General features: G+C 66.5%; 10 protein-coding genes and 1 riboswitch. Of the genes, 2 read left to right on the forward strand and 8 right to left on the reverse strand.

The annotated features are described in order from the left end of the window. The first annotated feature begins 107 nt into the window (after nucleotides 1–107). Nucleotides 108–3,137 carry a tetratricopeptide repeat protein gene (locus ABZ942_RS31635; protein ID WP_357388420.1) on the forward strand — a complete coding sequence of 1,010 codons (3,030 nt, stop codon included), beginning with the start codon at nucleotides 108–110 and terminating at the stop codon, nucleotides 3,135–3,137. A 646-nt stretch (nucleotides 3,138–3,783) separates the two neighbouring features. Here ABZ942_RS31635 and ABZ942_RS31640 read toward each other — a convergent pair. From ABZ942_RS31640 to ABZ942_RS31660, 5 genes are all read right to left on the reverse strand, one after another. After that, nucleotides 3,784–4,488, reverse strand: a complete 705-nt coding sequence (locus ABZ942_RS31640) for a hypothetical protein (protein WP_357388422.1) — start codon at nucleotides 4,486–4,488, stop codon at nucleotides 3,784–3,786. Between the two features lie 44 nt (nucleotides 4,489–4,532). Further along, nucleotides 4,533–5,429, reverse strand: coding sequence for a hypothetical protein (locus ABZ942_RS31645; protein ID WP_357388424.1), 897 nt, complete (start codon nucleotides 5,427–5,429; stop codon nucleotides 4,533–4,535). Next, entirely contained in the window at nucleotides 5,429–5,770 is a 342-nt protein-coding gene (locus tag ABZ942_RS31650; RefSeq protein ID WP_357388426.1) for a type VII secretion target, read from the reverse strand. Before ABZ942_RS31650 ends, ABZ942_RS31645 begins: the two co-directional genes overlap by 1 nt. A 2-nt stretch (nucleotides 5,771–5,772) precedes the next feature. Beyond that, nucleotides 5,773–6,237, reverse strand: coding sequence for a YbaB/EbfC family nucleoid-associated protein (locus ABZ942_RS31655; protein WP_357388428.1), 465 nt, complete (start codon nucleotides 6,235–6,237; stop codon nucleotides 5,773–5,775). Between the two features lie 211 nt (nucleotides 6,238–6,448). Further along, on the reverse strand, nucleotides 6,449–7,165 hold the full coding sequence (locus ABZ942_RS31660; protein WP_357388430.1) for an SDR family oxidoreductase: 717 nt from the start codon (nucleotides 7,163–7,165) through the stop codon (nucleotides 6,449–6,451). 91 nt (nucleotides 7,166–7,256) lie between these two features. Here ABZ942_RS31660 and ABZ942_RS31665 point away from each other — a divergent pair, with 91 nt between their 5' ends. Then, nucleotides 7,257–8,123, forward strand: coding sequence for a LysR family transcriptional regulator (locus ABZ942_RS31665; RefSeq protein ID WP_357388432.1), 867 nt, complete (start codon nucleotides 7,257–7,259; stop codon nucleotides 8,121–8,123). 25 nt (nucleotides 8,124–8,148) lie between these two features. Here ABZ942_RS31665 and ABZ942_RS31670 read toward each other — a convergent pair whose 3' ends face one another. From ABZ942_RS31670 to ABZ942_RS31680, 3 genes are read right to left on the reverse strand one after another with little or no spacing between them, the layout of a single operon-like run. Next, nucleotides 8,149–9,495 carry a nitrate/sulfonate/bicarbonate ABC transporter ATP-binding protein gene (locus ABZ942_RS31670; protein ID WP_357388434.1) on the reverse strand — a complete coding sequence of 449 codons (1,347 nt, stop codon included), beginning with the start codon at nucleotides 9,493–9,495 and terminating at the stop codon, nucleotides 8,149–8,151. A 40-nt stretch (nucleotides 9,496–9,535) separates the two neighbouring features. Continuing rightward, entirely contained in the window at nucleotides 9,536–11,272 is a 1,737-nt protein-coding gene (locus ABZ942_RS31675; protein WP_357388436.1) for an ABC transporter permease subunit, read from the reverse strand. Next, nucleotides 11,269–11,985 carry an MgtC/SapB family protein gene (locus ABZ942_RS31680; RefSeq protein ID WP_357388438.1) on the reverse strand — a complete coding sequence of 239 codons (717 nt, stop codon included), beginning with the start codon at nucleotides 11,983–11,985 and terminating at the stop codon, nucleotides 11,269–11,271. The genes ABZ942_RS31675 and ABZ942_RS31680 overlap by 4 nt, the downstream gene beginning before the upstream one ends. Before the next feature lie 238 nt (nucleotides 11,986–12,223). Continuing rightward, a riboswitch (M-box (ykoK) riboswitch) is annotated at nucleotides 12,224–12,395 on the reverse strand. Nucleotides 12,396–12,426: the final 31 nt, after the last annotated feature.

The following is a 12,426-nucleotide window of genomic DNA, read 5'->3' on the forward strand; positions in this document are numbered from 1 at the left end:
TCGATATACGAATGGTGTCCGCGAACGTAACGCGATCGTTGTGACGACGGAATGCCCAGGTTGCGGGCATGTGATCCGTTTCGATAGCACGCGGGTATGTTGCTTGCATGGGAGGACGACTCGCTTTGGTTGTCGGGTCCGAGTGTGTGGCGCTGGGGGAACTGGGGTTCACCGGCGAACTCGCGACGGGTTTGTATGGGAGTTTGACGGAGGTCGGCGGGTGGCGCTCCGCGACCGAAGACGACGGCCCGGTGCTGAATCCGACTGCGGCGCAGCTGGTCACGGCGGTGGACGCCGCCTTCGAGGCGGCCGGGCAGCGGCAGGCGACCTTGCTGCTCGCGTTCATCGGACACGGCGTCGCGACCAGTGCCGAGGACTTCTATCTGCTCGGGCACGATTCGCCCGCAGTGCCGAACTCGCACAACGCCTTTCACCTCACCCAGGAGATCAGGGAACGGCTGAACCAGTCGGCCGTGGACGGTCTGGTGGTGCTGATCGACGCCTGTGAGACCGGGCAGGGCGTGCTCGGTGCGGCGCGGCGGTGGTCCGATCTGCTCGCGCAGTCGGCGGGGCGGATGGAGATGCTGGTCGCGGCGGGAGACGGGCCCGCGTATTCCGGCTGCTTCACGCGGACCATGCTGTCCACCTTCGATGACGGGTTACCGCTGCGCGGGGAGAACCTGCTGCCCGCGGACCTGGTCGATCCGATCGCCGGTGAATGCATTCATCAACAGCCACAATATCTTTCGTTCACCTCGGGCTCGGTGTCGGTGGCGCACGGCGCGGACCCGGGACTCTGGTTGGTGCCCAACCCCGCTCGGCATCGCGATGCCGTAAGTGGGCGCTCCGCTGCGGGTTTCGTCGATCAGCTGACGCGCGGGCTGCTGGTGACGCCCGATGTCCGCGAGCATCTCGACACGATCGTGGACGCGGGCAGTAATCGGCTGCGCGTGGTGATCGGCCCGGCCGGTGCCGGCAAATCCACTCTGCTCGCCATGCTGATTCGGCCGAGCCTGGTGGAAGGCCTGGCGGTGACGCCCGAATACATCACCGCCGCAGTGTTTCTGACCGCCGCCAGTTCGATCGAGGCGGTCGCGGCCGAGCTGGCCGCGCAGTTGAGTGCACGGGTACCCGGCTTCGCGGAGGCCGCGCAGGCGGTGCACGTGCATCTGGCGCGAGACGAGTTCGACATCTTCGACCTGTCGGTGCGGCATCCGCTGGCGCGGCTGTCGACCGCCGGTCGGCGGGTGACGATCGTGCTGGACGGATTGAACCAGCCGCAGGAAGGCACGCGGCGGCTGCTGATCTCGGCCATCGCGGATCTGACCCGCCGCCACGATCTGCGGCACGTGCGGGTCATCGTCGGCATCCGGGACGGCACCGGCGTCGAGGACGATCCCGCGCTGGCCCACATGTACCGGATCGACGTGGGCGAACCCGCCGCCGACGATATCGCCACCGTCGTCGGGTCCGCGCGCGGCAGCGGTGCGCCCGCCGATCCGGCGGACTGGGTGAACTGGATCCAGTCGCTGCTGATCGAAACCCCCACGGACGTCGAGGGGCCGCACGCCGTCTCCGGCGGCTGGCTGCTGGCCAGGATGCTGCTCGAGGTGGCATCGAGCATCACCGACGGCGCCGTCGCCGCCGGTATCGGGCTCGATCGGATCGTCGCACTGCGGGTCGATGCGGCGCTGCGCGGCATGTATGCCGAAACATCCGGAGCGACAGGTACTTTCCTCAGCATCATGGTTGCCGCCGGTGTCGGACCGGTGCTGCCGATGGAGCTGCTCGATGCCGCGCTGACGGCGCGTGGGTTCGATCTGCACATCGCCCGAATCCGGGATATGACAGTCGCTTTGGGAGCGTTGGTCACCCGCAGCCGACCCGGCACGCCGCGTGAGTCCCTCGGTGTGACCCACGGCGCCCTGCTGCCCGGGTTGCGCGCCGAATGCGCAAAGCTCGGCGCGAAAGTCGAAGACGCGCACCGGGCCATCGTGACGGCCATCAAGCAGAGTCCCGGTGATCGTGCAGCTGACTATGCACGCGGCTCGGCCGTGCGGCATTGCCTCGCGTATCGGGACTCCGCCAGCGCCCTGCATTTCCTCGAGCTGCTGCAAACCGCGAGATCCGCGGACAACCGGGACCTTTGGGCGGCCTGGGTGCCCGCGTTCGTCGAGACCTTGGGCCCCGACCACCCCGACACGCTGACCACCCGCAGCCGCGAGGCATACCATCGCGCCGAAAGCGGCGATCTGGTCGGCGCTATCAGCGCGTTCGAGCTGCTGCTGGCCGACCGGCTCCGTGTCCTCGGCCCCGATAACCCGAAAACCCTTGGCACGCGCACGAATCTGGCCACCTATCGGGCCCGCTGCGGCGACTACATCGGTGCCAGAAGCGAATACAAGCGCTTGTTCGCCGACCAGCGCCGCCTGCTCGGACCCGACGACCCCGACACGCTCCGGACCCGAAACGATCTGGCCTCCAACCGGGCCGACCTCGGCGACCTCGTCGGCGCCATCGCCGATTTCGAACAGTTACGCCTCGACCGTGCCCGCGTGCTCGGCGCCGACGACCCGCAGACCCTGCGCACCCGCAACAGCCTCGCGTACTGGCACGGCGAAAACGGCGACTTCGCTGCCGCCCGAACCGAATTCGAACAACTCCTCGCCGACAACCTGCGCATCTTCGGCCCCGACCACCCGGCCACCCTCGCCGCCCGCAACAGCCTGGCCGCCTTCCGCGCGCGCAGCGGCGACCTCGCGGGCGCGGCCACCGAGTTCACCCACCTGCTAGCCGACCGCCTCCGCGTGCTAGGTCCCGATCATCCCGACACCCTCACCACTCGAAGCACCCTCGCCGACTACCACGCCGACACCGGCGACCTCCCCGACGCGATCATCGAACTCGAACGCCTCCTCGCCGACCGCCTCCGCGTCCTGGGCCCCGACCACCCCGACACCTTCGCCACCCGCAACGACCTGGCCACCCGCCACGCCGAAACCGGCGACCTACCCAGAGCCATCGCCGAGTTAGAAGTCCTCCTGGTAGCCGAACTCCGCGCCCTCGGCCCCACCCACGCCGCCACCATCCGCACCCAATCCACCCTCGCCCACTGGCGAGCCCAACTCGTCAAGTAGCCGGGGGCCAGCTCCGGCGGCGTCTGGGTTCGGGTACAAATTTGCGGTTGATTTGGACTATCAGAACCGAATTTGCTATCAAAAACCCAGCTATGCAAACCGCGATGAGGATCCACGTAATCGCCATAGGTCCGCCGACACGGAATGCGACCACAGCACCCACGACGATCGCATCTGCTGCGCTCAACACCAGGGCTGCAATTGTGCCGCGTCTCAACCATTGTGGTGCGCGTTGGCTCATCCACAGTACTGGGACGCTACACAATGAAATAAGCGTTGTTATCGACAAGGCAATCGCGGCTATGACGATGACCTTGTCATTGCTATCGTTGAATTTGTTGAAGTCCCGCGTCAGAAGGACGAAGCCCGCAGTCGGTACTGTGCTGCCGACGGCATTTATGATGCCTCGAATCCTTTGCCACCGCAAAGTGATATCCATCTTATTTGATGGACCAGTCGGCGACGTCATCGAGCTTTGTTTCATTATCCCGGTCGTGTTGTGCGGCATCGTACGATTTACCATTCTGCCATGTAGTATTGTCGGGTGGCCGTGACCGCCTTGTCGCCATCCGCACCCAAATCCACCCTCGCCCACTGGCGAGCCCAACTCGTCAAGTAGAGGCCGGGGCCTGTCCGTCGAATTGGCTTACCAGCCTGCGAATCTCGAGATGATGGCGTAGAGCATGAATCCGACGAACACGGCGGCTATCGTCGCGACAATGTAAAACCAGGTCATGCCTGGCGACTTCTGCGGCTGTGGGTCGAGCGCTCCGGGGAGCATTGCGACGATCGGGGAACGGTAGTAGGTCCGCGTGCTGTGGTTGTGCGGTACGGGGAGGAAAGCATCGGTGAAGCCGAAGTCATGGCCCAGCCGCCGTAGGCCGACGTACTGGGCCCAGCGCAACCCTGCTGTGTAGACACGCACGCGGTAGATGCCCGGTGCCAGCGGGACGAAAGTGTCACCCCAGCCGGCATCGGGCACTTCCTGGCCATTGATGAAGATCTTCGGTCGAGTGAACGCCAAGAAATTCACCGGAAAATACATCGGAAGGTGGGAAGCAGTCACCATAATTCCGGTGGGGCCAGGCTCCGGCGTATACCTGGGCATAGGGGCTCGATTACGACCGGCCCACGGAATGCAGAAGTCCTCAGGTAACTCGACCATGCTGTACGGCGGCAGCTCGGTCGTCTGAAATGGGTTGGCCAGCAACACATGAGGTGGGATCAACGCCGGTCGCCCCGCATATGCGGGATTGCCCCGCGGATCCACCTGTGGCGGATACGGCTGCGGCTGGTACTGACGACCATCGGGCCCGGTTGCCCCCTGCCGTCCGCCGAAAGGATTACTCACGGATCTACCTTCATCTCGAATTGGACAGTCCCGCCGGTTCCCCGCTAAGCGGGTGCCTCCTCCTTCGGCGCGAGGAGCTTCAGAATCACACCGCCGATCTGCTGGACGTACGGCATCAGGTCGGTAAGAGCTCCGCGGAGCTCGGCGAGCAGCTTGGTGATCTTGAGACCGTCCCGACCGATGCGTTGCAAGACTTCTGCCGCCACCAATGGACCTGCGGCGCCGAGGGTTAGCGCGAGTTCGAGGGTGTAGGCGATCAATGCGCCCGCGAGGCTGGCCAGAATGTCGCCGACCAGACCGCGAATGGCGCCCACGATCTCCTTCGCCTTCGCGATGATCTCGGACATGCTTGCCGCGACACCGCCCGCGGCGTTGATGTGGTCGGTCATTTCGGTGGCACGGTTGCGGTAGGCGTCGGCGGCCGCGCCGGTCCACTTCGCGGTGTCGGTCTGCACGGCTGTCTGCCAGTCGGTGCTCACTCCGGTCAAGGCCTTGGAGATGTTGGCCCAGGAGTCGGCGTAGGCCTTGACCATGTCGGCGTTGCCCGCCAATCCGTCGAGCACCTTCCGATACGGCTCGACGTGCTCGAACATCCACCCGGCGATCTGGCTGCCGACATAGCCGAAGGGATCGGTGACCATTTCCTCGACATCGAGCCCGACGCCGCCGGCGCCGAGCAGCCCGTCGAGCAGATTCGCGCCCTGCAGATCCACGTATGTCTGCCAGGCATCACCGGCGGTCGTGCCCTTCAGTACCTCGGGCACGCCGTTCTCGTCCGTCGACAAGCCGACGTGGTGGAACGGAAACAACGTCTCCTGGAAGTACTCTTCGCGGAAATCGGTGCCATCGGCGATGAGGTCGTTGTTCTCCGGCTTGGCTTCGTCGTCCAGTCCGACACCGAGCATGTTCTCGTTGATGTACTTGCCGATTTGTGTGCTCATCAGCGCCCCTGATGTGTGCCGTTGATGACGCCGCGCAGCTCATCGAGTGCGCGAGCCCAGGTGTCGTCCCATAGGTCGAACGCGTCAGCGCTGGTGCCGAGCTTTCCGGGAAGTTCGGCGGTCTCGCCTGCGGCTTTGCTGATCGCGTCGACCGCGCCTCGATTGTTGTCGTCCATCAGCGAGTGGACCAGCGAGCGGATCAGCCAGCCGTAGCCGTCGTCGACATTCCCGAGGTACGACGCGGCTTCGACGGCCTTCGTCAAAGTCCCCATCAGCCCCTGGATTGTCGAGGCGTGCCGGCGCAGGTCATCGGTGACGACCTGAATTTGCGGATTGGTCATCGCTACTCCAGCCAAGTCTTGTTGCGGTAGTACTCGTCCTCGTCGGTGGGATCCATCGGTTCGGCCGGTCCGGGCCGTGGATCGGGCGTGGCCGAGGCCGACTCGCCATCCGGGAAGCGAGCGGTGTACTGCGACAGGACACGTGCGCCGATTTCGTCGTCGCCCACCATGTCGTGCACCAGCGCGGTCACCTCGCGGCGGAGCTTCGCCTGCGCCTGCCGCAAGGTCGACATCAGCTCCGCCGACAGCGCCGTCGGATCCATGCCCTTTGTCGCACTGGACAGCCGGATATCGGTGGGCACACCGTTGCTGTCGACGGTCACGCTGACCCGGTTGCCGTCGGAGGTCGCGGTCACAGTCGTCGCGTCCATCCGGCCCTGCAAACTTCGGTAGCGCTGTGCCTTGCGTTCCAGGTCTTCCGACCATTGCGTGAGACCGGTGATGGTGCGGTCCAAGGCGTCGGTCATCGTCCCCCCTTCGTACGTAACAGTTTTCGTGAGCAGCAGTCGAGCACTCTACTCAGAGCGACACGCGCCGTTTCGACGCTGGTCATCGTTTGCTGTGCCTAGATTCGTCCATTACTCAATCCGACGCACCAACCCGTAGATCGGTTCCATCTAAATTTGACTTCGTCAACGAGGCACGGCGCCGGTCGCTGAACTGCGGCCAGGGGGCGGGCTACCAGGGAACGACACCCGAGTCGTCGAAGAAGCCGCCTCGCGGTCCGTCATCGGGCAGGGTGGCGAGGTGGATTGCGATGGCGGCGCCCTGGGTGGGGGTGCGGGGGGAGTTGAAGCCGGTGAAGTCGGTGGCGACGTAGCCGGGGCAGCAGGCGTTCACGATGATGTCGGTGTCGGCCAGTTGGCGGGCGTATTGCGTTGTGAGGCTGTTGAGTAGGGACTTGGAGGGGGCGTAGGCGGCCAGGATCGGGCCGGTTTGCAGGGTTAGTGAGCCCATGTTGCTCGATACGTTGACGATGCGGGGTGCGGGCGCGCGGCGAAGCAGGGGGAGCATGGCGTTTGTTACCCGGACGGCTCCGAATGCGTTGGTATCGAGGACAGTTCGGAGCACGTCGAGGTCGAGGGTTGTCGGATCCTGTGCGCCGCCGTCGATTCGGCCGGCGATGCCCGCGTTGTTGACGAGCACGTCGAGTCGTCCTGCGGTCCGCTCGATGGTTGTCGCTGCCGTAGTGGCACTTTCGTCGGAGGTGACGTCGAGGGCGACACCGAACGCGTCGATGCCGGTGGCACTAAGGCGCGCAACGGCTTCCGCGCGCCTGGCGTCGTCGCGGGCTCCTACCGCGACGGTGTAACCGAGCGCTCCGAGCCCCTGGGCGATGGCGAAGCCGATTCCCTTGTTCGCGCCGGTGACCAGCGCGATCTTTGTGTCGTTCACTCGATCGATCCTTGGCGTGCGCGCCGGGATCGTCCAATATCGGTTCAGTGCACTGTGATACTCGCCAGGTATCAGCCGGTAGGCTGCTGACGTGCATGATCTCGAGACCCGTGAGCTGCGGTACTTCATCGCCGTCGCCGAGGAATTGCACTTCGGCCGCGCCGCCGGTCGGCTCGGGATCGCCCAGCCGCCACTCTCGCGCGCGATCCGCCAGTTGGAGCAGCGGCTCGGCGTCCAGCTCTTCGACCGGGACCGTCGTGGCGTGGCGCTCACCGAGGCGGGCCGGGTGCTGCTTCGGGAGGCCGCAGCGGCCCTCGATGCGGTCGCGGCCGCCGCGCGCCGGACGCAGCGTGCCGGAAGTCCGGAGCGGGCCTTGGTGCTGGTGACGAAGGCGGGAGCGTCCCATGAGCTGCTGCAACAGCTCCTCGACGCGCTGGCGCGCGAACCTGATGCGGCACCTGTCGAGGTCCTGCTGTGTGAGGTCGGTGAGCAGGCACGGCGGCTGCGCGACGGGCAGGCGGACGTGGCACTGATGCATCGCCCGTACGACGACCTCGCCGGATTCGACACCGAGGACCTCTACGTCGAAGGCCAGATCGCGCTCCTGCCCGCCGGGCATCCGCTCGCGGCACGCGAGAAGCTCACGCTGGCGGAGGTCAGCGCGGTGCCGGGCCTGCCGATCGCTCGGTGGCCCCGGCTCGACGGGACCTACCCGGACGGGCCAGGACCGGAGGTGCGCACCCAGTCACAGCTCGCTCAGCTCGTGGCGCTCGGCAAAACCCTGCTCGTCATCCCCGCCTCCAGCCGGGCCTGGCAGTGGCCCGAACACGTCGCGGTGCCCGTCATCGACGCGCCGGATGTCACCACGGTGCTCGCCTGGCCATCGAGCAGCCGCTCCCAGGCCGTCGCCGCACTCGTCCGCTCAGCGTCCGAACTCCACGTCACCGCGCCGCTCTAGCCACCGCAGATCGCGAGCGAGACGTCTACGCGGTCCACTTCCCGCGCACGCCCGCGAAGACCTGGGCTGCCGGATCGGCGGTGATCTTGTCGGAATCCGTGTCGTAGTCGTACAACTCGGCGTACCGGCCCCAGTCGATCGCGATATCCAGTTGCCGCCGAGCATCTTCCGGTCCGAACCCGCGGCGCAGCAGGTCGAGGAAGAAGCCGGCGCGCAGGCTGCCGTCGGAGCTGCCGGTGAGGCCCTTACAGATCGTGCGGACCAACGGTGCGCGGTGGCGGGCCTGTTCGGCGAAGATGCGCTTGCTCTCCTGGATGTCGGCGGTGGTGAAGCGGGTGCCGATGTCGGTGAGCAGCACGTCGCCGTCCTCGACGGTGATGAAGCCGAGCATCTCGGCGGCGTCGACGAGGGGGAGCAGGTCGTCGATTTCGAAGTTGAGCTCGTCGGCGATGTCGGGCAGGTCGGCGCGGCCGCCGTTGGCGTAGACGAGTTCGACCAGACCGGCCAGGCCGCCGACCGAGGCGTCGGGCAGCGGCTGGGCGGTGGGGGTGGCCTTATCCGGTTCGGCGACAACGGGTTCGGTATCACGGCCGGTGAGCAGGCCATAGATCTGGTCGACCATGGCCTCGAACCACGGTGCACGCCGATCCCGTGGGCGCTGCTGCGACACCGGGATTTCGGCGATGATGCGACCGGGGTTGGAGCCGAGCACCAGTACGCGGTCGGCCAGCTGCACGGCCTCCTCGATGTTGTGGGTGACGACGCAGATCGCCTTGGTGGGGAACCCGTCGGTGGCCCACAGGTTCACCAGCTCGGTGCGCAGGTTCTCCGCGGTGAGCACGTCGAGCGCTGAGAACGGCTCGTCCATCAGCAGCAGATCCGGTTCGAGCACCAGCGCGCGGGCGAAGCCGACCCGCTGGCGCATGCCGCCGGAAAGCTCCTTGGGGTAGGCGGATTCGAAGCCGTCCAGGCCGATCATATCGATCGCGGCCAGTGCCCGCTGCTGCCGCTCGGCGGGCGGCACGTTGCGGGCGGCGAGCCCGAGTTCGACGTTGTCCTGCACGGTGAGCCACGGCATCAGCGCGAACGACTGGAAGACCAGCGCGGCACCGGGATTGCTGCCGTTGAGCGGGGTGCCGCGGTAGGTCACCTCGCCGTCGGACGGCGCGATGAGCCCGGCGATGATGCGCAGCAGGGTGGACTTGCCGGAGCCGGAACGCCCGAGCAGCGCGACGATTTCGCCGCTGCGCAGCTGCAGGTCGATACCGTCGAGCACCCGCAACTCGTCGCCCGCGGCACCGGTGAATCGCTTGCCGACTCCCGAGATGTCCAGCAGCACATCGCGGTTGGCCTCGGTGGTGGTCACGGTCATGATCGATCTCCCGTCGAACGGATGGAGCAGTAGCGGGCGTTCACAGCGAGTACCGCCGTTCGGCCAGTGCGTAGAGCCGCCGCCAGAACAGCCGGTTGATGCCGACCACGTAGATGCTCATGACCAGCACGCCGATCAGAATCCGTGGTGAGTCACCGACTTTGGTCGCCTCGTGGATGTAGGAGCCGAGCCCGGCCGCCACCAGCGTGGTCGACCCGTAGTCGACGACCTCCGATACGATGGATGCGTTCCAGGCGCCGCCGGCCGCGGTGATCCCGCCGGTCACATAGCTGGGGAAGATGGCGGGCAGAATCAGCCTGCGCCACCACAGTTTTCGCGGCAGTTGCAGGTTGGCGGCGGCCTCGCGCAGGTCGGTGGGCACCGCGCTGGCGCCCGCGATGACGTTGAACAGGATGTACCACTGCGCGCCGAGCGCCATCAGGATGGTGCCCGCCCAGTTCAGGCTGGCCCCGCTCCACACGAGCACGGCGGTGATGAACGGGAACAGGAAGTTGGCCGGGAAGCTGGCCAGCACCTGCACCACCGGCTGCGCGAGCCGGGACACCTTGGGGTTCAACCCGATCCACACGCCGATGGGCACCCATACGATGGTGGCGAAGACCAGTAGTACGACCACCCGCAGCAGCGTCAGGAAGCCGAGCCCGAACGCGTGCCCGACCTCGCCGAAGCCCGCGGTGGATTCGATGTAGTCGGCCACCCGATACCCGCCGTAGGCGACGCCGGCCGCGACCACCGCGGCGAACACCAGATCCCCGGCGCGGCGCCGGACCGGCGAGGCGTGCAGTGGATACTCGGCGAGGCCGAACACGCTCATCAGCCGATCCAGCGGCGACACCAGCGGACCGAACACCTTGCCGAGCAGCAGCGGAATGTGCGAGCGCCGCAACAGATTCAGCATCACGCTGCGCGGCGCGTCGGCCGCCCCGGTGTCCTCTACCCGGAACCGCTCCGCCCACGCGGTGAGCGGCCGCCAGAACAGGAAGTTCACCCCGACCACCATCACAACCATCACGCCGATCGCGATGAACACCTTGCCGAGATCGCCGTCCCCGGTGGCCGTCGCGACGTAGGACCCGATGCCGGGCAACGCGTACTCGTGGTTGTTCACGCTGATCGCCTCCGACGCGACCAGGAAGAACCAGCCGCCGCCGAAGCTCATCATCCCGTTCCAGACCAGCGGGATCATGCCGCTCGGCACGTCGACGCGCCAAAAGCGTTGCCAGCGCGACAGTCTCAGGTTGCGCGCGGCCTCATCCAATTCACGCGGCTGCGCGGCCAGGCTGTGGTAGAACGCGAACGCCATATTCCACGCCTGCGAGGTGAAAATCGCGAAGATGGAGGCACTTTCGAGGCCGAGCTGGGAGCCGGGGAACAGTGCGATGAACCCGGCGACGGTGATCGACAGGAACCCGAGGATCGGCACCGATTGCAGGATGTCGAGCAGCGGCAGCAGCACCGTGCGGGCCCGCCGCAGCCGCGCCGCCGCCGTCGCGTAGACGAAGGTGAACAGGATCGAGAGCCCGAGCGCGGCGAACATCCGCAGCAGTGAGCGCGCCGCGTAGTAGGGCAGCTCGGCGGGATCGGTGGACACGGTGGCGGGTGCGTCGGCCTGGTCGAACGGCACGTTCGCGCTGGCCGACACCCGCACGACCAGCCAGATCAACACGGCCGCGCCGACGAACACGACGACATCGGCGAACCGATTGCGCGGCCGGTCGAGCGCACTGCCCGCAGGGAAAGAACGAAGCAGAGTCATGCCTGCGGGCCCTTCACATCCGTGGTGGCGATGTGCCAACCAACACTGGTCACCGACGGTTCCAGGCTGAGCCTGCTCACCGCCGACTCCATCTGGCGATCGTCGCGCTGATCGCCGAACAGTTCCGCGCGCACCTCGACCCGGCCCGGCGTGCCGGTGTTCGCGCTGGAGATCGAGATCAGCTGAAAGTCGGTGCGGGTCAACGCTTGTACGAGCAGCGCGCGCACGTGCGCCTCGTTGTCGTCGTTGGTGACGGCGGCGAACGCATAGGAGGCGGGTTGTTCGTGTCCGGCCTCGGGCTGCTTGTCGACGGCGCGTCCGGCCGCGCGCAGCGCGACATTGACGCCGACCACCGCGACCGTGCCCGCGGCCGCCGTGCTGTACATGCCCGCGCCGGCCAGCGCGCCGACCGCCGCCGCGCACCACAGGGTGGCTGCGGTGTTGAGGCCGCGCACGTTGAGCCCGTCGCGGATGATGACGCCCGCACCGAGGAAGCCGATGCCGGAGACGATCTGTGCGGCGACCCGGGTCGGGTCGGCGTCACCGCCGGAGAAGCCGTGTGCCGACAACAGCACGAACAGTGTCGCCCCTGCGGCGACGAGCGCGTTGGTGCGCAAGCCTGCCATCCGGGCCCGGTACTGGCGCTCGAAGCCGATGGCCGCGCCGAAGCCGACCCCGGCGAGCAGCCGGAGGATCATTTCCACTGTTGTCATGACCGCACTCCCTGAACTTGTCAGCGCACCGTCGAAAACAGCAGGTTACGGGGCTTTTCCCGAAATGAAATCAGCTGTTGAGGTGTCGCCGGGTGAATACTTGGCTAACGGGGGATACGGACTATTACCGCCGGGCATCCGGCTCACCTCCTTCGTCCATCAGCGCACGACAAATGCCGCACGTCACCTAGTTGATCGTGGCAGAGCACACCAGAGGAACCCGGCTAAAACGCCGGTCAGTACCCCTCCTCGTAAGACCTTTGGCACTTCACGGCGTAAACCCGGTGGAGCCGGGAGCCAATCGGGATCACCCCTTAAGCCGGGGAGATCTGTCCTGACCCGGGGCGTCTCTCGACGTTCGGGGTCGCTGGCCTGTTTCCGTGAAGGAGCCTCAGCGAACGATCGGCACCTTGCGCTGGTCAGTAAACACCCCAACGGAAG

Source organism: Nocardia sp. NPDC046473 (assembly GCF_040645995.1).
GTDB lineage: Bacteria > Actinomycetota > Actinomycetes > Mycobacteriales > Mycobacteriaceae > Nocardia.